At 40.3% G+C, this 20,525-nt stretch carries 17 protein-coding genes; 7 read left to right on the top strand and 10 right to left on the bottom strand.

What is annotated here, in order from left to right; translation table 11 throughout:
- Window positions 1-59 precede the first annotated feature (59 nt).
- From ACMX3D_RS01990 to ACMX3D_RS01970, 5 genes are all read left to right on the top strand, one after another.
- Complete coding sequence (locus ACMX3D_RS01990; protein WP_482749821.1) at window positions 60-1,790, top strand: SDR family NAD(P)-dependent oxidoreductase; 1,731 nt, start codon at window positions 60-62, stop codon at window positions 1,788-1,790.
- A gap of 165 nt (window positions 1,791-1,955) precedes the next feature.
- Window positions 1,956-3,332 carry a beta-ketoacyl [acyl carrier protein] synthase domain-containing protein gene (locus tag ACMX3D_RS01985; protein WP_482749820.1) on the top strand — a complete coding sequence of 459 codons (1,377 nt, stop codon included), beginning with the start codon at window positions 1,956-1,958 and terminating at the stop codon, window positions 3,330-3,332.
- A gap of 97 nt (window positions 3,333-3,429) precedes the next feature.
- Entirely contained in the window at window positions 3,430-6,726 is a 3,297-nt protein-coding gene (locus ACMX3D_RS01980; protein WP_482749819.1) for a PfaB family protein, read from the top strand.
- A gap of 209 nt (window positions 6,727-6,935) precedes the next feature.
- Window positions 6,936-8,582 (top strand): PfaD family polyunsaturated fatty acid/polyketide biosynthesis protein, encoded by a 1,647-nt coding sequence (locus tag ACMX3D_RS01975; RefSeq protein WP_482752262.1) that lies wholly within the window; start codon window positions 6,936-6,938, stop codon window positions 8,580-8,582.
- Between the two features lie 14 nt (window positions 8,583-8,596).
- Complete coding sequence (locus ACMX3D_RS01970) at window positions 8,597-10,111, top strand: thioester reductase domain-containing protein (protein ID WP_482749818.1); 1,515 nt, start codon at window positions 8,597-8,599, stop codon at window positions 10,109-10,111.
- A gap of 102 nt (window positions 10,112-10,213) precedes the next feature.
- Here ACMX3D_RS01970 and ACMX3D_RS01965 read toward each other — a convergent pair whose 3' ends face one another.
- Window positions 10,214-10,870, bottom strand: a complete 657-nt coding sequence (locus ACMX3D_RS01965) for an SMI1/KNR4 family protein (RefSeq protein ID WP_482749817.1) — start codon at window positions 10,868-10,870, stop codon at window positions 10,214-10,216.
- Window positions 10,871-11,325: 455 nt separating this feature from the next.
- Here ACMX3D_RS01965 and ACMX3D_RS01960 point away from each other — a divergent pair, with 455 nt between their 5' ends.
- A complete protein-coding gene (locus ACMX3D_RS01960) occupies window positions 11,326-12,129 on the top strand; it encodes an SDR family NAD(P)-dependent oxidoreductase (protein WP_482749816.1) in 804 nt (267 codons plus the stop codon).
- Window positions 12,130-12,136: 7 nt separating this feature from the next.
- Here the strand turns inward: ACMX3D_RS01960 and hetI are convergent, their stop codons facing one another.
- The 9 genes from hetI to yidD all read right to left on the bottom strand — a co-directional run bounded on the left by hetI (window position 12,137) and on the right by yidD (window position 18,706).
- Window positions 12,137-12,868 carry a 4'-phosphopantetheinyl transferase HetI gene (hetI, locus tag ACMX3D_RS01955; RefSeq protein ID WP_482749815.1) on the bottom strand — a complete coding sequence of 244 codons (732 nt, stop codon included), beginning with the start codon at window positions 12,866-12,868 and terminating at the stop codon, window positions 12,137-12,139.
- A gap of 27 nt (window positions 12,869-12,895) precedes the next feature.
- Window positions 12,896-13,072 carry a hypothetical protein gene (locus ACMX3D_RS01950; RefSeq protein WP_482752261.1) on the bottom strand — a complete coding sequence of 59 codons (177 nt, stop codon included), beginning with the start codon at window positions 13,070-13,072 and terminating at the stop codon, window positions 12,896-12,898.
- A 28-nt stretch (window positions 13,073-13,100) separates the two neighbouring features.
- Window positions 13,101-13,244 carry a type II toxin-antitoxin system PemK/MazF family toxin gene (locus ACMX3D_RS01945; RefSeq protein ID WP_482749814.1) on the bottom strand — a complete coding sequence of 48 codons (144 nt, stop codon included), beginning with the start codon at window positions 13,242-13,244 and terminating at the stop codon, window positions 13,101-13,103.
- Window positions 13,231-13,428, bottom strand: coding sequence for a hypothetical protein (locus ACMX3D_RS01940; RefSeq protein ID WP_482749813.1), 198 nt, complete (start codon window positions 13,426-13,428; stop codon window positions 13,231-13,233). The genes ACMX3D_RS01945 and ACMX3D_RS01940 overlap by 14 nt, the downstream gene beginning before the upstream one ends.
- Before the next feature lie 42 nt (window positions 13,429-13,470).
- On the bottom strand, window positions 13,471-13,863 hold the full coding sequence (locus ACMX3D_RS01935) for a carboxymuconolactone decarboxylase family protein (protein ID WP_482749812.1): 393 nt from the start codon (window positions 13,861-13,863) through the stop codon (window positions 13,471-13,473).
- A 203-nt stretch (window positions 13,864-14,066) separates the two neighbouring features.
- Window positions 14,067-15,308 (bottom strand): hypothetical protein, encoded by a 1,242-nt coding sequence (locus ACMX3D_RS01930; protein ID WP_482749811.1) that lies wholly within the window; start codon window positions 15,306-15,308, stop codon window positions 14,067-14,069.
- Window positions 15,309-15,380: 72 nt separating this feature from the next.
- Window positions 15,381-16,073 carry a hypothetical protein gene (locus ACMX3D_RS01925; protein ID WP_482749810.1) on the bottom strand — a complete coding sequence of 231 codons (693 nt, stop codon included), beginning with the start codon at window positions 16,071-16,073 and terminating at the stop codon, window positions 15,381-15,383.
- An 895-nt stretch (window positions 16,074-16,968) separates the two neighbouring features.
- The gene (locus ACMX3D_RS01920) at window positions 16,969-17,985 is read right to left on the bottom strand and encodes a sulfate/molybdate ABC transporter ATP-binding protein (protein ID WP_482749809.1); all 1,017 of its coding nucleotides are present in this window, start codon (window positions 17,983-17,985) and stop codon (window positions 16,969-16,971) included.
- Between the two features lie 184 nt (window positions 17,986-18,169).
- The gene (gene yidD, locus ACMX3D_RS01915) at window positions 18,170-18,706 is read right to left on the bottom strand and encodes a membrane protein insertion efficiency factor YidD (RefSeq protein ID WP_482749808.1); all 537 of its coding nucleotides are present in this window, start codon (window positions 18,704-18,706) and stop codon (window positions 18,170-18,172) included.
- A 186-nt stretch (window positions 18,707-18,892) separates the two neighbouring features.
- Here yidD and chlP point away from each other — a divergent pair, with 186 nt between their 5' ends.
- A complete protein-coding gene (gene chlP, locus ACMX3D_RS01910) occupies window positions 18,893-20,149 on the top strand; it encodes a geranylgeranyl reductase (RefSeq protein ID WP_482752260.1) in 1,257 nt (418 codons plus the stop codon).
- Window positions 20,150-20,525 lie beyond the last annotated feature (376 nt).

Below are 20,525 nucleotides of genomic sequence, written 5' to 3'. Positions count from 1 at the left end.
TTTGTGTCCTTCGCGCCCTTTGCGGTTCGTTTAAATAAATTCTCAACTTCAAAATAAATATGACAACAGCAACTCAGGTTCGTTCCTCATCAGTATTTCTCGTCAGTGGTGGTGCGAAAGGAATCACCTCCCTCTGTGTTAAAAAACTTGCACAACAACAACCTTGTACATTTATTCTTCTCGGTCGTTCCGAAATTTTAGAAAACGAACCAGACTTCGCCAAAGATTGTTTTGAAGATGCTGCATTAAAAAAACGCATCATGGAAAATCTTCTCACTCAAGGTGAGAAACCTACACCCATGAGTGTGCAGAAAATATATAACAAAATTGCTTCCAGCCGAGAAATTAAACAGACAATAGCAGAAATTAGAGCCACAGGCGCAAAAGTTGAATATCTGAGTGCTGATGTGACAAATGTTGCTGAATTACAACAAAAACTAGCAGCCACAGTTGCACGTACTGGCGCAATTACTGGCATTATTCATGGTGCTGGTAACTTAGCCGATAAATTAATTGAAAAGAAAACAGACCAAGACTTTGAAAAAGTTTATACAGCTAAAGTTCAAGGTTTAGAAAATCTACTGAATTGCGTTAACCCCAACCAACTAGAACAGTTAGTATTGTTCTCCTCCGTAACTGGATTTTATGGGAATATTGGGCAATCGGATTATGCGATCGCTAACGAAATTCTCAATAAATCAGCGCATCTATTCAAACAAAATCATCCCAATTGTCACGTAGTTGCAATCAACTGGGGCGGTTGGGATAGCGGGATGGTGACACCAGAACTCAAAAAAGCCTTTGCTGAGCGGGGAATTGATATTATCCCCGTAGATATCGGCGCACAAATGTTAGTTAATGAACTGCATCCTGCACACCATGACTCTACACAAGTTGTCATTGGTAGCCCCACAATTCGCCCACCCGCACCCTTAGATGCAGAACTCAAAAGCTACCGCATTCGTCGCCGCATTGTATTAGAAGCAAATCCCTTCTTATATGATCATGTCATCGCTGGTTCCCCCGTATTACCAGCAACCTGCGCCATGTCTTGGATGATTAATGCTTGTGAAGAATTACATCCAGGTTATCGCTATTTAAGTTGTAAAGAATTCAAAGTTCTCAAAGGAATTACCTTTGCTAACTCCAACGTCAGCGAACACATTCTCGAAATCCAAGAACTCGCCAAAAAAGAATCAGAATTTGTCGAATTACAAACCACAATCTTAAGTAAAACACCCGAAGGCAAAACCCATTATCACTTCCGCGCCCAAATCAAAATTGTGCGGAAAATGCCAGAAGCCCCAGTTTACGAATCAGTAAACCTCACAGAAGATAACATCATCACCGCCACTGGCACAGACTTTTATCAAAAAGATAGCTCCTCATTATTCCACGGCCCAGCATTTCAAAAAATTACCAGAGTCATCAACATTACTCCTGAAAAAATCACCACCGAATGCTATTGGGCTTCAATTTCTGCTCAAAAACAAGGACAATTTCCTATCAATTGGCATAACCCATACTGCAACGATTTAAGCACACAACCCCTATGGATTTGGCTCAACCATTTCCATCAAGAAATTTGCTTACCAGGACAACTAACCCACTCCGAACAATTCCGCGCCTTACCTTGCGATGAAATCTTCTACGTTTCCTGCGAAGTTAAAGCAAAAACAGCGACAGGCGTAACCGCCGACTATTACATCCACGACCGCGAAGGTAAAATATACTCCCGCATCCTTGGAGCCAAAGCAGTCATTTGGCCTATGAGAATGATGAATAAATAACAGCAGATAAACGCAGACCAACGCCGACCATCCTCCGCGTAACTCTGCGTTTAAAATAGCAATAGTAATACTCTTTCTTTGCGTCTTTGCGCCTTTGCGCGAAACAAATTTCCACTCCGGGGAACACCGTAAATCCAAAAGCCCACCCCAACGAGGACAACAACAGTGGAAAAAATAGCCATCATCGGTATATCCTGCCTATTTCCTGACGCGAATAATCCCGAACAATTTTGGCAGAATATCACCGAACAAAAAAACTCAACCTCAGAAGTTACACTCGCCGAAATTGGCGTTGATCCCACAATATTTTACGACTCTGCTAAAGGCAAACCGGAAAAAATTTACTTCCTCAAAGGTGGATTTATTCGCAACTTTCAATTCGATTCCAGCGAATATAATTTACCACCAACCTTAGTCAATAGCTTAGATAACACCTTTAAATGGTCACTCTACGCAGCTAAACAAGCAGTACAACATAGTGGCTATTTAGGTAATCAACAAGCCCTCGCCAAATGCGGCGTAATTTTAGGAACTTTATCTCTACCAACAAAACTTTCCAATCAATTATTATCCCCCATTTATCGCCGCACAATTGATGGTGCGATCGCGCAACTTCTCCAAGACCAAGATTTCCATTTAGCAGCCATCCCCCCAACCAGCAAACCATCACCCTACAACGCGATGATCTCTGGTTTACCAGCCGCCCTCATCGCTCAATCTCTCTCACTATCAGGCACTCATTTCTGTATAGATGCTGCTTGTTCCTCAGCCTTTTACTCCATCAAACTAGCATCGCATTACCTACAGACACGCAAAGCCGACTTAATGCTGGCTGGTGCAATTAGTTGTTCTGACCCTCTATTTTTAAGAATGCTCTTTTCTGGTATTCAAGGATATCCAGAAAACGGTATTAGCCGCCCTCTAGATAAAGCATCACGCGGCTTAATTACCTCCGAAGGCATCGGTATGGTAGTTCTTAAACGCTACAGTGATGCTGTCAAAGATGGCGATAATATCCTCGCTACTGTTTGCGGTAATGGACTCTCCAACGATGGTAGAGGCAAACACCTACTCAGCCCCAACGCTAAAGGACAAATCCTAGCTTACGAACGAGCTTATCAAGAAGCCCAACTCAGCCCCAAAGACATTGATTATCTAGAGTGTCACGCCACAGGCACACTCTTAGGTGATACCACCGAATGTAATTCTGTAGAAAGCTTTTTTGGTGAACATCAAGCATCACCATTAGTTGGTTCTGCTAAATCAAACGTCGGACATTTATTAGTAGGTGCTGGAATGGTTGGCTTAACCAAAGCAATTTACAGCATGAATCATGGTGTGATTCCACCCACTATTAATGTTGACGAACCCATAGGTACAGAAAATACAGTCATTTCACCCAAAAACATAGTCAAAACAACAATACTTTGGCCTAACAATAATTCAACTAAACGTGTAGCCTTAAGTGCCTTTGGGTTTGGTGGAACTAACTCACACATTATTTTGGAAAAAACCGCGAAGGACGCAAAGGACACAAAGTAAAGAGATTTTTGCATGAGTCTACAAAGTTATTTCTCTTCTCTTTGCGCGCTTTGCGCCTTTGCGCGAGACAAAAAAATATCTGTTTAGGTACTCAGTAATGACACAAGATAATAAAAACAAGATTGCCATTATTGGCATGGATGCCTTCTTTGGCGAATGCCATAACTTAGACGCTTTTGAACGCAGTATTTATGACGGCAAACAACATTTCATACCTCTACCCGAAAAAAGATGGTATGGCATTGACACCGAAAAAGACTTACTCCAAGACTACGGTTTAACTGAAGGCAAACCCCCCGTCGGAGCATATATCAAAGACTTTGAAATTGACACTTTAGCCTATAAAATTCCTCCCAACGAAGTCGAAAAACTCAACCCCCAACAACTATTACTGCTGAAGGTTGCAGAACGCGCCATCAAAGATGCAAACCTACCCGAAGGTGGTAATGTCGCGGTAATTATTGCAGCTGAAACAGAGTTATCTGTCCACCAGCTACAACAAAGATGGGATTTGTCTTGGCAAGTCAAAGATGGTCTGAACGCGGCGGAAATCACCTTACCATCGGAAAAGATTGCTCAATTAGAAACCATCGTTAAAGATAGCGTTCACCAACAAGTAGAAATTGGTGAGTATTTAAGCTATATCGCCAACATCATGGCGAGTCGTATTTCTTCGCTGTGGAACTTTACCGGGCCTGCTTTCACCCTCACGGCTGTAGAGACTTCGGCGTTCAAAGCTTTGGAAGTAGCGCAAATGCTATTGATGACTGGCGAAGCAGACGCAGCCATTGTTGGTGCTGTTGATTTAGCTGGTGGTGTAGAGAATGTGTTGTTACGCAATCAAACAGCCAAAATAAATACTGGTGTCAATACTTTGAGTTATGACCAAAAAGCCAACGGTTGGAATGTGGGTGAAGGTGCTGGTGTAGTTGTTCTCAAACGCTATGATGTGGCACAAGAGAATGGCGATCGCGTTTATGCCACCATTGATGCTATCAGTATCGGACAATCTCTTGTCAATTCAGCTAACGAAGCCTTCCATAGTGCAGGTGTACAACCTTCTCAGGTGAAATATGTAGAGGTTTGCGCCAGTGGTATTCCCCAAGAAGACGAAACCGAAATTACAGGTTTATTGCAAGCATACCCATCAGTAGGTCATGGTTTGCACTGTGCTATTGGTAGCGTCAAAGCCAATATCGGACACACTCAAGTAGCATCGGGAATTGCCAGCTTAATCAAAACAGCGTTGTGTCTTTACTACCGCTACATTCCTGGTACGCCTAACTGGTCTGGTGTGAAAGCACCACAACAATGGGAAGGTAGTCCTTTTTATGTCGCTACAGAATCTCGTCCTTGGTTCTTGGGTAAAGACTCTGACCGTCGGATAGCAGCAATTAACGGTCTTGGTTGTGATGGGACTTTTGCTCATGTGATTATTTCAGAAGACCCCACCCAAGAAGAACGCCCTAGCCGATATCTAGAACAAATGCCATATCATCTGTTCCCGATAACTGCTAACGACAGGGAGAGTATTTTTGCGGCTCTAAATAGTTTGCAAAAGAGCATTGAAGCTAGTTCTTCTTTATCAGAATGTGCGAGTCAAGCCTTTGCTGTATACAAAGCCAACTCCCAGGCGCAATACGCCATAGCCATTAACGGACGGAACAAAAAAGAACTCCTCAAAGAAATAGAGTCAGCGCGTAAAGGTGTTAAAACAGCGTTTGAAAAAGGTACAGACTGGCAAACACCTATAGGTAGTTATTTCACACCGAAACCTCTTGGAAAGCATGGCGAAATTGCCTATGTGTATCCGGCGGCAGTGAATTCATACGTCGGTATGGGTAGAAATCTCTTCCGCCTATTCCCTAGAATCTTCAACGACTACATGGTGAAGAGTCTAAACAAGCGGGTAGCGGATGTAGAACTACGAGTTTTTCCCAGAAGTTTGAGTAAGTTATCCCTCAGACAGCTAGAGACTCTAGAAAAGCAATTGCTAGATGATTCCCTAGCAATGTTTGAAGCGGAAATGTTCTTTACCAGACTGCTCACCACAGTTATTTGTGATGACTTTCAACTCAAGCCGAAGTATGTATTCGGTTACAGCTTGGGTGAAACAAGCATGATGGTAGCGCAAGGTATTTGGAATGATTTCTTCCAAGGTAGTAACTCTTTCAACTCCTCGGCGTTGTTTGGGAATAGGTTATCTGGCCCAAAAAATGCGGTGCGCGAATTTTGGGGTTTACCAAACGCAGATAATTCAGACAAGAACTTTTGGGGTAACTTCGTTTTGATGGCGAGTCCTGAACAGGTACAAGAAGCTATCAAGAACGAGCCACAAGTTTATCTCACACAAATTAATACACCGGAAGAAGTCTTAATTGCTGGTGAGCCAGCCGCGTGTAAGCGAGTTATTGCCGCTTTGGGTTGTAATTCTTTCGTGGCTCCTTTCGATCACGTTATCCACTGTGAAACGATGCGATCGGAGTATGGGGAGTTAGTTAAATTAAATACTCTACCATCCCAGAATTTAGCAGGTGTCACCTTCTATTCTGCGGCTGAATATCAGCCTATTGTACTAGAGAGTGGTGCGATCGCTCGCAGCATCGCCACCGGACTTTGCCAACAATTAGACTTCCCTCGCCTAGTTAACCGCCTCCACGACGATGGCGCGAGAATCTTTATCGAAGCTGGTGCTGGTGGTGTCTGTTCTCGTTGGATTGATAAAATTCTCGAAGATAAAGACCACATCACCGTATCCCTCAATCGTCGGGGTATGGATGACCACACTACTATTGTCAAAGCACTAGCAAAACTTCTCAGCCATCGCGTAGCTGTAGATTTATCACCACTCTATAATCTCACACCTGCACCTAAACAAAATAAAGCCACCTTACGCACTGTGACCGTTGGTGGTAAATCAATCACCGCCAGTATTTTGACAGAAGAAAACCGCAAACTTTTCCAATATTTGCCAGGGAAAGCGAAAGGTATTCAAGCAGAAAATCTGCATTCAAATATACCATTGCCAGATGAAATTGATATCATCAAATCGCTGCAAGATACTCATAAAATCTTAGGCAATGATATTTTGACTCAAAATACCGAAGTTTCAATGAAAAATATCATTGAACACGGTTTTGCAGCAGAAGAAAAAGTAGAATCTTCTGAGTTAATCGCCACACAGACACAAGCATCTGCTACCAATCAAGATTTAGATACCCTAATCAGAATGCTGGAGTTAAATACCTCTCACTGTCAAAAACTGAACGCTAATAATGCTCGGATAACTCAAGCACATACAGCTTTCTTACAAGCGCGGCAAGATTTTAGCAAGCAGATGCGTGAAATTATTCAATTGCAATTAGTTTGCGCTGAAGATTTGCTCAAAGAATAAGCTTGAATGCACGTTACCTCATGGTTTAAGGATAAAGATTTAACACTTTATTCTTAGACCTTTCCTAGATTTTTAATTCTCACGCAAAGGCGCAAAGATTTGCAACAAGTCTATTTTAAGATTCACAAGATATCAGACTTTTGCTAAATGAACAGTTAGTAATCAAATAGTTAACGATCCGAGGGATAACTACTGTGACTACCTTCGATATGCCACTCAGCACTCAAGATAATGGCTTAAGATTTCCCGCCTATACCTACAATCATAATCTTGTTTGGAAAGGTAATTTAGAAACAATATCTTTTGAACAGCAAGCTATCAAACATAAATTACTGCTATTAGATAAACCTTGCTATATTGTCAGAATTGCAGGTAAGGTTGGTGTCACTAATGAAGGATATTTATATCCTGTTGAAAATGGCACAACTTTGCAAGTAGAATTAATAAGTTCAATTGCACCAATTTCTCTACAACAGTTAGGCGACCCTAATTTTCTTTCTTATTATGGCGTGAAATATGCCTATATGACTGGCGCAATGGCTGGTGGTATCGCTTCCGAAGAACTGGTCATTGCTTTAGGAAAAGAGAAAATTTTAGGTTCATTTGGTGCAGGTGGTTTACCCCCAGAAAGAATAGAATCAGCAATTCAACAAATTCAACAAGCTTTACCCAATGGCCCTTATTCTTTTAATTTAATTCACAGCCCTAATGATATGGCGATTGAACGTCGGGCTGTGGATTTATATTTAAAATATGGGGTGAAAGTTGTAGAAGCTTCAGCATTTTTAGATTTAACACCCAACATTGTTTATTACCGTGTTGCTGGATTAAGTTTAAATGCTGCTAATCAAATTGAAATCAAAAATAAGGTCATCGCTAAAATTTCTCGCCGCGAAGTTGCGAGTAAATTTATGCAGCCAGCACCAGCTAAACTTGTAAAAGAATTAGTTGAACAAGGATTAATTACTGAATTACAAGCAAGATTGGCTGAAAAAGTGCCAATGGCTGATGATATTACTGTGGAAGCTGATTCTGGCGGACATACTGATAATCGTCCATTGATTTGTTTGCTTCCTTCACTAATTGCTTTAAAGGATGAAATTCAAGCTCAATATCATTATCCTCAACCAATTAGAGTTGGTGCAGCAGGTGGAATTGCTACCCCAGAATCAGCTTTAGCAGCTTTTATGATGGGTGCTGCTTATGTAGTTACAGGTTCAGTTAATCAAGCTTGTGTTGAATCTGGTGCTTGTGAGCATACTAAAAAACTATTAGCTCAGGCGGAAATGGCTGATGTTACTATGGCTCCCGCAGGCGATATGTTTGAAATGGGTGTGAAGGTACAAGTACTGAAACGGGGTACGATGTTCCCGATGCGAGCGCAAAAATTGTATGAATTGTACCGCACTTATAACTCAATTGAAGAAATCCCTGCGGCAGAAAGAGAGAAGTTAGAAAAACAAGTTTTTCGGAAAACTATTGCTGAAGCTTGGGAAGGAACGGCTGCTTATTTATCACAGAAAAATCCTGAAAAATTGGGTAAAGCTGTGAATAATCCTAAGTTGAAGATGGCTTTGATTTTCCGTTGGTATTTAGGCTTATCTTCTCGTTGGTCTACTGCTGGTGAAAAAGGTCGAGAAGTTGATTATCAAATTTGGTGCGGCCCGGCGATGGGTGGTTTTAATGACTGGGTGCGTGGTTCTTATTTAGCTGAACCTCAAAATCGCCGAGTTGTAGATGTTGCTGACCAGATTATGAAGGGCGCAGCATTTTTATATCGTATCCAAAATTTAAAAATTCAAGGTGTGCAAATACCCGATTACTACACTCAGTATCGTCCAGAAGTTTGTCAATAATTCAAGAGGTAACAATGTCTTATAGCGCAGCAGATATTCAAGCGTGGATGGTGTCTCACCTGGCTGAGTTACTGGGTGTAGAAACTGACGAAGTTGACATCCACGAAAATTTAGAAAACTACGGTTTAGACTCAGCGCAAGCGATGACTCTGGTAAGTAAATTAGAGGAATTGCTGGGTTTTCAACCATCTCCTTTGTTGTTGTGGCATTATCCCAATATTGCATCTTTATCAGAGCGATTAGCTGAGGAATTAGCAGAACAATCTGATGTGCAAGATACAGGGATTGTAAAGCAAACAAGTAGTAATGCGATCGCTGATATCCCCACTCTCGATTTACAAGCTGAAGTAGTCCTTGACCCCACAATTCATCCTGGTGGTGCTGTTTACACCTCTATAGACAAACCCAAGAAAATCTTCTTGACAGGTTCCACTGGCTTTTTAGGCGCGTTCATCATCCGGGAATTGCTAGAACAAACCGACGCAGAATTGTATTGCTTGGTACGCGCCAGCAGCCTCCAGGAAGGTAAAAACAAGCTACAAAAGAATCTGGAACAGTATGGAATTGGTCAGGATGAGTTAGATCCTCGCATTATTCCTGTCATTGGTGATTTGTCGCAACCAATGTTAGGACTTGGTGCAGAACTATTCCAAGCGTTAGCGACCAACATTGACACCATTTATCACAGTGGTGCTTTGTTGAACTACGTTTATCCCTACTCAGCACTGAAAGCAGCGAATGTTTTAGGTACTCAAGAAATATTGCGCTTGGCTTGTCAAATCAAAGTCAAGCCTGTACATTACGTTTCCAGTGTGGCTGTATTTGAATCACCTTATTACGCGGGTAAGGTGGTGAAAGAAGATGATGATTTTAGCCACTGGGAAGGTATTTTCCTCGGTTACTCCCAAACCAAATGGGTGGCTGAGAAGTTGGTGAAAATTGCCAGCGATCGCGGTTTACCTGTTACAATCCACAGACCACCATTAATTGCTGGAGACAGCAATACAGGTATTGGTAACACCCACGACTTCATCAACTTAATGGTGAAGGGTTGTCTACAAATGGGTAGCTTCCCAGATGTAGAGTATATGTTGGATATGTCTCCTGTAGACTATGTAAGTAAAGCGATCGTCTATCTGTCAATGCAGCCAGAATCGATAGGTAAAGCTTTCCACTTACAACATCCCAACCCTGTTTCTTTAAAAGTATTAGTTGATTGGGTTAGTTCTTTTGGTTATCCCGTGCAAATGCTACCCTACGATGAATGGCAAGCAGAGTTAATTAAAAATGCTGCTTCACCAGATAATCCTTTATATACTCTGCGCCCATTCTTGTTAGAACGTTGGTCTGAAGAACAAGTAACAATTCCCGATTTGTATCTGCAAGCTAGAAGACCAACAATTAGCTGTGAAGCAACCGTAAAAGCGTTAGCTGGTAGTTCTATTTCCTGTCCACCAATCGATTCTAAGTTGTTTATGACCTACACAGCTTATCTAATCGAAAGCGGTTTTTTAAGCATCGCTTTGTAAATTCATGAGAATCTAGAGGTTCAGATCCCCGACTTCTTAAATAAGTCGGGGATCTCGTTTTTCAAGGTATTAAATTGCAACATCTCTAAAATGATTTTTTATTTAATAGCCAGGTAGGTAGAAAGTTTCTCCTAATACCACATCGTAATAAGTGCCACGTGCGTCTGGGTTATATTTCAGACGAATAGATTCTTCTTTTTCATAATCTTTCTCTATATATTGTCCATATTCGCCTTCACAAAATTGATAAGCACCTTCTTGATAACACTCGACAATTGTTTTAATCATGTTAGCCAAATTAGTATATTTATACTTAGGTCTAATATCATCCCAATCTTTGTAATCATATAAAAATACAGGAGAAGATTGTTTCTGTTCTTCACTGCATCTAATAAAATAACATCCTTCTTCAATATTAAATATAGGAAACCAAAATTTATTCCACCAAGTGTCAGAACTATCTCTCCCTGATGTTATTGCTTGCTTTTTCGCTGCTTCTATGGTTTTGCAATAGCTTTCAATTGCTTCTTCTAAAGATAGAAAATACAATCCACCAAATGCTTTATAGCCAGCAAAATAAGCCCCATTACTCCAAGAGTACAATTCGTATATTTCTTGAGGTAGATAAAAGGGTAAACAGTTAGTAATTTCTTCTATTTGGGTTATGGTTATTCCTGGATTCAAAATTACATCGCTTTGTTCAAAAGAGCTATAGAAATAATAAGTAAGGCGTTCTAAAGCATCGGTTAAATCTGACATTTATAAATACTGTAATTATTGATAATAATTTATTAAATTGTAACTGATCGCTAGAAGCAGAGCGATCGCACAATATATTCTATACAAAAAAGCCCATCATTTCTAGTATAACAATGTGCTTGATAAGGTCAGGTTTTATTGATAAACGTTCATATCTGACATATCAATTAGTTAGTTGTATATAAGATAGTAATTGTTCGGCGTAAAATTTCATTTATATTATGTGAGTAATTGCTCACTTATTTATCAGTTATAAAATTTAATTGCAACTAATTTTGACCAAGCTTTAGGATATTTATTTCTTAAGTTGAGATAACTGTATTGCTTTGATTCTTTAAAGCAATATCTAAAGTATTCCTAGAGTTTCATTTGTCAAAATTATTGAATTGTTATTAAATAAAAACCTTTGTAACTCCATGACAAAATAGTCAACTTGAATTCACGAATTTTCTAATATGAACACAACAAACCAAACAAAGAGCAAAAAAACTGCTCTAATTACTGGGGCTGCCAGTGGAATTGGTTATGAGTTAGCCTGTATTTTTGCTCATAACAATTATAATCTGGTATTAGTAGATAGAAATGCAGTCAGACTTACAGAAGTTTCAGAAAAATTTCAACAAGAATCACCGATTACCGTTAAAAATATTGTCAAAGATTTAGCCATATCAACAGCGCCAGAGGAAATTTTTAGAGAATTGCAACAAGCAAGTATTCAAGTTGATGTGCTAGTCAATAATGCTGGATTTGGTACTTATGGATTATTCAGCGAAACAAGCTTGAATGCTGAACTAGAAATGCTCCAGGTTAATTTAGTATGTCTCACTCATTTAACTAAATTATTCCTGAAAGATATGCTCAAACAAGGTGAAGGCAAAATATTGAATGTAGCATCAACGGCTGCTTTTCAACCAGGGCCTTTAATGGCTGTTTACTTTGCTACCAAAGCTTATGTATTATCTTTGTCCTTGGCGATCGCTAATGAATTAGAAGGTACAGGTGTTACTGTTACAGTACTTTGTCCAGGTACAACAGCCTCAGCTTTTCACGAAAGAACTGGTATGGCAGATTCCCATCTGGTGAAGCGTAAGAAAATGATGGATGCAAAAACTGTAGCTCAAATTGGTTACGATGCTTTAATAGAAGGTAAAACCCTTGTGATTCCTGGTTTGATGAATAAATTCTTAGCTAAAATTGTCAGGTTTGTACCGAGAAAGGTATTACCAAAAATTGTCAGAAGTATGCAGGAAAATAAATAATAATTCCTCAAAAAATTCCTGTGAATTGCCAACACTTCATATCCCAGCCAGAACCCCCTACAGCCACAGCCGCACGATAATTCTCAGCAGGTGTAAATTCCACAAGACTCCAGTCTTCAGATGTGAGCAATTTAGCACCTTGTGTAGGTGTGAGGGCTATTTCTGCTTGCTCTAACTGCGATATTCCGTCACCTGTAGCTTTTAGATAAGCTTCCTTGCAAGTCCAATAGCGGAAAAATACTTCTTGTTGTTGATCACGAGGGAGCGATCGCACTAAATCATATTCTCGCGGTAAAAAGAACCTTTCGGCAAGAGCTTCTAAATCAGAGAGCGATCGTATATATTCCAAATCAATACCAATTTTGCGTGTGTAATTCACTGCACACAAAGCCAAATCCTGAGAATGCGACAAGTTAAACAATAAACCACTGTTAGCTAAAGTATCTGCTAAAAACGGTTTACCGCGAGGTTCATAATCAAATCGTACTTGTCGCGGCTCAATACCCAAGTAAAGACCTAAAATATTTCTCAAACTACCACGACCTGCAATAAAGCGATCGCAATGTTCCTGAAAACGAAATCGGTTAGCACGAGCGAGTTCATCACTAGAAAGAGTTGCGGCTAGATTTTCTAGCTGTGACTTAGGTATATCCAGAGTAATTCGCCAGACATGAACTTCATTCGGTAATAAAGTTAAATCTGTTGGTGCAGGTAGCCATAAATGATTTTTGCCAGTCATTTAAGTTACATCACCGAAAAAGTACTATCACTCTTCATTCTCAGCAGTTTCCTCCTTAAGTCCCAACCAAAAAAGTAATACTTCTTCTACTTCCACTAACTGTTCTGCGTTTAATTCCCCTAATTTTCGTAATAGCTTTGCATGAGGAATTGTAATGATGTTTTGTACATCAAATACCCCAGATCTAAGAAAGTTAACTTGAATTTCTACTTCAAATCTGGAACTGCGCCGACTAGTAGTGTGAGGAATTATCGTTACTAGTTACTAACGCACGCTCTTGATTTAGAGGAGGAATACTGATGACTAGGCATGGTCTGACTTTTGCTACATAGCCCAAATCGACTAGCCAAACTTCACCACGCTCAGGAATACTCATACATGGCTTCTTGTTCGTCTAATTCTAGAAAAAGTTCTTCAGCATTCACAACTAAATCTTCATCAGATAATGGCGGAAATTCCAAATCAACTGTCCGCTTTAAAATTTCTAATACCAACTCCAACCGCTCTGAATCTGTCAAGCGGTCAAATGTATTTAGAAGTTCTTTTACTATAGCAGTCATAGTTTTTTTCCTAGACCTAGAGAAAGCATAACATGAGCCTAGTTATGACTTAAATTGCTCATCTACCGGAATTTTGTAACCATTAGCCAAGCGATTAGTCATATTTGCCGTGCCAATAATTGCTATCAGTTCACCAAACATAGCTTCGTTCATACCCTTAGCGCGGGCAGCAGCTGTATGAGAAGATATGCAGTAATCACAGTTATTTGTCACGCTCACAGCAATGTAAATCAACTCGCGTACCAGTGGGTCGAGTTCACCAGGGCCAGTCATCACTTCCTTAAGTGTCTGCCAAGTGCGTTGCAGAGTGGGAGGATGATTAGCTAAAGCTTTCCAAAAGTTGTTAATGTAATCTGTTTGGCGTGTAGCACGAATATCATCATAGACTGCTCGTACTTCGTCGCTTGCTTCTTCGTATTCAATTAGCTTGGTCATAATAATTTAAGTATTTTGAGTTCTTGCCTCGTCCAAATTTCAAAATTTGGCATTTTGGCACACTCATATTAAAACGAATAGGTATTCTATGGAAGTGGGATATTTTTAGGTGAAAAGTACTAAATCAATATTATCCCTCGGCAAGCTACCGAGGGATTTTTTATTAAAACGAAAAGGAACATTATCACAGACTATACAAGCAGCTATTTAACATAACTGCTGATTTTGGCCGAGCGTTTTTTATAGATGAGTATACACAATACAGGTGTTAGTAATAGTATGCCAATCAGTGTTGACGGTTCATCTATTCTTTGTGGCGGGGTTGGGGTTGGTGTTGGGGTTGGTGTTGGGGTTGGTGTTGGTGTTGGGGTTGGGGTTACACCTGGAGAAACTTGAACTGGTGGAGCAACCGGAGGAATTGTCACTGCACGAGAGGAACTACCACCATCCCCGCCTAGTAGTAGTAATAGGAGTAAAAGCGAGGGAGTTAAATACAAAGGGTTAAAAGCAGCTCCACCTACAGTGCCAACATCTAAAGCAATGGCAGTATCCGGCTCTAGAAGTAATGACTCTCCATCTAACAGAGCTATATCTGGACTTAGTTCTTCTCCAGCTATTGGTATACCTTCGATATTGTTGAACTCTTGTGGTACGCCCAGAGGCACCCTTCCGTAGTCGCCCTCGGTTGTAGATGCCGATGAGTATGGAAAGGAAACTATTCTTAAGATGCTCTCTTGTAGAGCCTGATCATTTCCTGCCTTCAACGCATTTAACCCACGCGAGAGGTTATTCAAATAAAACTGCGTCATGTCAGGTGGCAGATCTAACCCACGAATTTGCTGTTCTAAATTGGGGATTTTGGAAACCTCAACTAAGAGTTCATGACCGAAAGCGTACTTAAAATCCAGTAACCCTTGGCGAGGACTGAGGGAGTTATCACCTCTGGAGATTGGCGACCAAGTAAAGTTCTTAGTAACTGCTCCCAAACCAGGAACAGGACTGCGGCTTACAGACTGACCTAGTACGTATTGATAACCATCGACAATTGATGGAGATTGCTTTTTCCAAAACGAGGCGAAAGGTATTTCTAAAAGTTTGTCATTATTACCGTAAAAAGTAGAAAAAGCTTTGAAATTTTGTTGCCCCCCTGCTGCTCGAATTGCTAAGTCGTAGTAACTAGGGCCACCATTAATTTCCAGTAATTTTTGTAGGACTGTTCCAGTTTTATTACAGCCAGTACCACTACCTACAATACATCCAGGAATAACTAGTGCATCGCTCAGATTACGGTTTTCAAGTTGATACTGGAGATACTCGCGCTCCAGCCCTCTTTGTACTTTGCGCTGTCCTACGTTTAGTTGTGCGTTAGCAGACTGGCAAACAGATACTACTACTGCCAAAGACGTTAACAAAACCGCAATGCTTTTGACAGTTGATTTTAGCAAGATACATCTCCTGGTCAATAAAATAAACACTACTCACACGCAATTAAACAATGGGTATCATTTTTGATTGGGTTAGATATTCTCCCTCACAGAAGTTAGGATTCCACTCTTTGTGGAGTTGAAATTGACTTTATTAGGTATTTGAATATTGAGAGTAATTGCTGTCCCTTTGAGTTCTCCTGCACCGAGGGTATGGTATATAACTAAAGCACGTTGGGGTTGGTCGAAGAGAAACCCACGACGGGAAGCTTTGATTTTTCCTTGTTTGACTAAAGATATAAAAGATTCTAAATATCTACGTATGCTTTGGCGATTTTCTTGATCTCCATCTAGATGATGCTCTACGAGTTTCATAAAAAAGTCTAGGGTGCGGTTTTCTTGACCTTCAATCAAGGTTCCACCGTCTAAAAAAGAACTGCCAATCAGCTTGCCATTTAGCTCTTGAACTTTAAACAAAGTATAGTAACGCCCTTCTTTTTTAGGGTCGTTCACATAGCATACCCACGAACCATCTTTGCTTTGAGTAAAACCTTCCTGTGCCAGGTATGACAATAGAGAATTACTAGTTTTTGCTTGTGGTGGTGGTAATAAATCTTCAACAGGATCTAAAGAGCAAATCCGCTGTGTTGTTGTTTGGGTATTTGTAGGAGTTTCTTGTGCGTAGGCGCGGAGGGAATTGTTGTTTAATGCTGTCACACTAGATATTGCAGCCAACGCTAGAAATTGCAGAGCAAATGACCTAGACAAACATGCAATTATCTTCATCTTTTTACCTTTTATTTTTGCTTAGGGTGTAATTAATAGAGCTTTTGAATAGATATAGGTTGAGATCTTAAATCATAGAACCAAAGTAACTTTTATTTCTTTGAAGTTTTATCGGTTTTTACTAGGTTTGCTTGTAGCAATTGATAAGATTTCATGAAGCCAAACAGCGATAATAATTTCTTTATGTTCTGTAGTTGTCGGACTTAACTAATAACTCACAAATATGCTCACATCCATCAACGGCTGATTTCAGGTCAGTTTTGCTGACAACATCTGTACAAAAACTTTGCTTACAAAACAAGGAAGTTGGTATTTGAGCGACAATGTTCGAGATTTGACTCTCTTTAGTTTTTTGTAATTTAAGAAAAGGTTATAGATGTTACATATTTATGTGATTTTAGTCAACAAAAAGTTTTAATAGTTACAATTTAACTTTTTGTATTATTAAGTTGATGCCACTGCATTGACAGCTTGTTAACTGCTTAATATCAAGTTAGCAGTATATTTACTTATAGCTAGTAAAGATTCGCTCTGTTTTCATGATTACCTAATTTTATGTGTATTTTTTTATTCATGTTTTTATTTCAGTATTCAATAGTTATGCCTGTATTTTTCGATAAAAAATTCTACCATTGGGTAGAGGTCATTACGACTTTATTGTAGGCAAGTTTAAGAAATTGAACACTGTAGCTTGAAGTTTAGCGGCTTTGTGCCTCAGAATTTTAGACACTTATTAAGAATAATAAGTATATACGTATACAAATATAAAGAAATATAAATGATAGGTTCTAGTTTTTTGGGTTGGCAGTTAAGTGTTGAGCGTTGACTGTTAACAATCAACGCTCAACACTAGTAAATATGCAAGTTTGATGTAGAATAGCTGCTCTGATTAACCCTAGATTGAGTAATACACGGGAAAAGATTTCGCATCTTTGGGTTTTACGTAAACCCGTTGTTGTGGTTCTAACTGCAATTCGTTGAAGCGATCGCGTGTGAGATGGGCTGTTACCACTTGTCCATCGTCTAAAGTTAATTCTACTTGAATTTCCCAACCTAAATGGATCAAGCGACTGACTTTAGCAGATGTAGTCGCGCCGTTGGCTTGCTTTTCAATCAGCACATCTTGGGGACGCAAAAATACTTCTGGGTGTGGTGCATCGAACCCAGCACTTTGAAAAATTCTGGAGGTGCTAGGTAAGACATTCACCGGGCCGATAAAACTCATGACAAATGCTGAGGCGGGATTGTCGTAAATATCAGCTGGTGTACCTATTTGTTCCACTCGTCCTTTATTCATGACTACAACTTCATCCGACACTTCCATTGCTTCTTCTTGGTCGTGAGTAACGAAAACAGTGGTAACATGAACTTCATCATGGAGGCGGCGTAACCATGCCCGTAAATCTTTACGAACTTTGGCATCTAATGCGCCAAAAGGTTCATCCAATAACAATACTTCCGGTTCTACAGCTAACGCCCTAGCTAAAGCAACCCGTTGTCTTTGACCACCAGACAATTGTGAAGGATAGCGATCGCCTAGCCCACTCAATTGTACTAGCTCAAGTAATTGTTCTACCCGTCCTTTAATCTTCTTGGCTGGCGCTTTGCGAATTTCTAAGCCAAAAGCAATGTTTTGCCGCACAGTCATATGCTTAAACAACGCATAGTGCTGAAAGACAAACCCAATATTTCGCTCTTGTACGCTTTGATAAGTAGAATCTTTACCTGTGAGAAAAATTTTGCCACTATCTGGCATTTCTAACCCGGCAATTAGCCGTAGCAAAGTAGATTTGCCAGATCCTGATGGCCCTAATAACGCCACTAATGATCCACTCTTGACTGTGAGATCAACCTGATCAACCGCTTTGAAACTTCCAAAGTTTTTGGATACATTCTCAACTACTATGCCCACCGACCCATACCTCTGCTATAAAAACTACGGCTTTTTGCTAGATTTACCGTGTTATATATATACCATACACAAATTTTTTACTCAAATACTTTTGAGCTAACTTTTCATCTTAATGATTGAAATTAATTAATGTTTTAGACAAATACTTTCAGGCTGATTTAAAACCAAGATATTTTAGTTATTATTAGCTACCACAACTACCACAATCAAGAAAGCTACAATCAGCACCACTACAATCGAGAGAACTACAATCTAAGACGCTGCAATCCATAGCGTGACAATGGGAGAAATCACAATCAGGCAATACATTAACCACCTCAACACAATTGCAACTTAAATCTGCACAATCTGAACAATCAGTACTATCTCCAACACTACAACTTGTATTAAAACACTGACAATTATTACTGCCATTTTGTTTTTTTGGTCGCTGTATATTTGCTTCATCTCCTGATTCGGTGGGTTCTGAATTATGAGATTGTGATTGCAAAATTAAATTAGCTTGTTTGCAAGCTTGAAATCGTATGCGTGACTTAATTAACGCTACCCTGAAACCTTCTTGAGCAATTACTTGCTTGATGTACTGGGAACATGACTCACCCCCATATAAAATCCTATGGGCGCAAACAAAGCCTTTGTGAGGGGAAATATGCTTTTGATACCCAGTAATAGCAGTAACGCTGACTCGTCTAGTTAGAGAGTCTAGTAAAGAAATCTGCATGATGAAGGACTAGAGGCTAGGGATGAAATATTAGATAAGTATTCCCAATCCTGATTCGCTATTCTTTATTACACACTTCACACTTCATACTTCACACTTTCCATTTGTATCGGAATGTTAAGGAATATTGCAGTTCTGTCAAAACTGAGAGGGAGAGCGCAAAATCAGCCAAAAGACCGTGGTAGGATGCTTTCGGTAAATGTCAAGATTGGGAGAAGACCTTTGACACTACGGGTTGCTGTTGTGGGGTCAGGCCCTGCTGGTTCATCTGCCGCCGAAACACTGGCAAAAGCTGGGATTGAAACCTACCTGTTTGAGCGGAAGCTAGATAATGCCAAGCCCTGCGGGGGCGCTATTCCCCTATGTATGGTGGGTGAATTTGACCTACCACCAGAGATTATCGATCGCCGGGTGCGGAAGATGAAAATGATTTCACCTTCCAATCGTGAAGTTGATATTAATCTGGTAAATGAAGAAGAATATATAGGAATGTGCCGCCGCGAAGTTTTAGATGGCTTTTTGCGGAATCGCGCGGCAAAATTAGGTGCAAATTTAATTAACGCCACTGTTCATAAAGTCGATATACCTACAAACAATACCGACCCTTATACAATTCATTACGTTGACCATGCTGATGGCAGCGTACAGGGAGTTGCTAAAACCCTGAAAGTAGATTTAATTATTGGGGCGGATGGGGCCAATTCCCGCATTGCCAAAGAAATGGATGCAGGGGATTATAATTATGCGATCGCATTCCAAGAGCGAATTCGCTTACCCGAAGACAAAATGGCGTTCTACAACGACTTAGCCGAAATGTACGTCGGCGATGACGTTTCCACCGACTTTTATGCTTGGGTATTCCCCAAATACGACCACGTAGCCGTTGGTACTGGCACAATGCACGTCAACAAAGCCAGTATCAAACAGTTGCAAGCAGGTATCCGCGCTCGTGCTGCCAAAAAACTCGAAGGCGGTCAAATTATCAAAGTCGAAGCGCACCCCATTCCCGAACATCCCCGTCCTCGTCGCGTTGTTGGTCGCATCGCCCTAGTAGGAGATGCTGCTGGCTACGTTACCAAATCTTCTGGTGAAGGGATTTACTTTGCAGCTAAATCTGGGCGGATGTGTGCTGAAACCATTGTCGAAACCTCCAACAACGGTAGCCGCATTCCCACAGAAAACGACCTCAAACTCTACATTAAGCGTTGGGATAAGAAATACGGACTCACCTACAAAGTGTTAGACATTTTGCAGACTGTGTTCTATCGTTCCGATGCTACCCGTGAAGCATTTGTCGAAATGTGTGCTGACATGGATGTACAGCGCCTCACATTCGATAGCTACCTGTACAAAACAGTTGTCCCCGCCAACCCCATTACCCAACTGAAAATCACTGCCAAAACCATTGGTAGTTTAATTCGCGGTAACGCCCTCGCTCCCTAAAAGCAGCGATAGACTCATCAATACAGCAGAGGAGGTGAGGTACAGATAATTCAAATGGCAATTAGTGCATTATGAATTAATTTGTGCCTCAACTCCTCTGTAATTTTTTGGTAAATAAGATGGAAATCTTATTTGAGAAGTCAAAAATCTAAGTTTTTCAATTTGTACAAATAATACTAATTGGCACTCTCTCAAAATTTTCTCAAGAGAATGCCAACTTTTCGCTGAGTACAGCGCTATTTTGACTTGTGGCGGTATCAGCGCAGTACTGCTGACAGAATTGCATCGCCTACTAAGCGTCTCCCTCCACAAAAGGATGTCTACTGGAGGGTAGCTTTTTGTAGAGTCAAGTAGGCAAAATTATAGCTTTCCTTGG

This window comes from Anabaena sp. TISTR 8404 (assembly GCF_056847745.1).
This window is presented reverse-complemented; position numbering and strand designations above follow the sequence as displayed.

Excerpts from the sequence above, each read along its gene's own strand:
- ACMX3D_RS01990 (WP_482749821.1), top strand. The coding sequence starts at position 60 with ATGACAACAGCAACTCAGGTTCGTTCCTCATCAGTATTTCTCGTCAGT.
- ACMX3D_RS01980 (WP_482749819.1), top strand. The coding sequence starts at position 3,430 with ATGACACAAGATAATAAAAACAAGATTGCCATTATTGGCATGGATGCC.
- ACMX3D_RS01975 (WP_482752262.1), top strand. The coding sequence starts at position 6,936 with ATGCCACTCAGCACTCAAGATAATGGCTTAAGATTTCCCGCCTATACC.
- ACMX3D_RS01970 (WP_482749818.1), top strand. The coding sequence starts at position 8,597 with ATGTCTTATAGCGCAGCAGATATTCAAGCGTGGATGGTGTCTCACCTG.
- ACMX3D_RS01965 (WP_482749817.1), bottom strand. The coding sequence starts at position 10,870 with ATGTCAGATTTAACCGATGCTTTAGAACGCCTTACTTATTATTTCTAT.
- ACMX3D_RS01960 (WP_482749816.1), top strand. The coding sequence starts at position 11,326 with ATGAACACAACAAACCAAACAAAGAGCAAAAAAACTGCTCTAATTACT.
- hetI (WP_482749815.1), bottom strand. The coding sequence starts at position 12,868 with ATGACTGGCAAAAATCATTTATGGCTACCTGCACCAACAGATTTAACT.
- ACMX3D_RS01945 (WP_482749814.1), bottom strand. The coding sequence starts at position 13,244 with ATGAGTATTCCTGAGCGTGGTGAAGTTTGGCTAGTCGATTTGGGCTAT.
- ACMX3D_RS01940 (WP_482749813.1), bottom strand. The coding sequence starts at position 13,428 with ATGACTGCTATAGTAAAAGAACTTCTAAATACATTTGACCGCTTGACA.
- ACMX3D_RS01935 (WP_482749812.1), bottom strand. The coding sequence starts at position 13,863 with ATGACCAAGCTAATTGAATACGAAGAAGCAAGCGACGAAGTACGAGCA.
- ACMX3D_RS01925 (WP_482749810.1), bottom strand. The coding sequence starts at position 16,073 with ATGAAGATAATTGCATGTTTGTCTAGGTCATTTGCTCTGCAATTTCTA.
- yidD (WP_482749808.1), bottom strand. The coding sequence starts at position 18,706 with ATGCAGATTTCTTTACTAGACTCTCTAACTAGACGAGTCAGCGTTACT.
- chlP (WP_482752260.1), top strand. The coding sequence starts at position 18,893 with ATGCTTTCGGTAAATGTCAAGATTGGGAGAAGACCTTTGACACTACGG.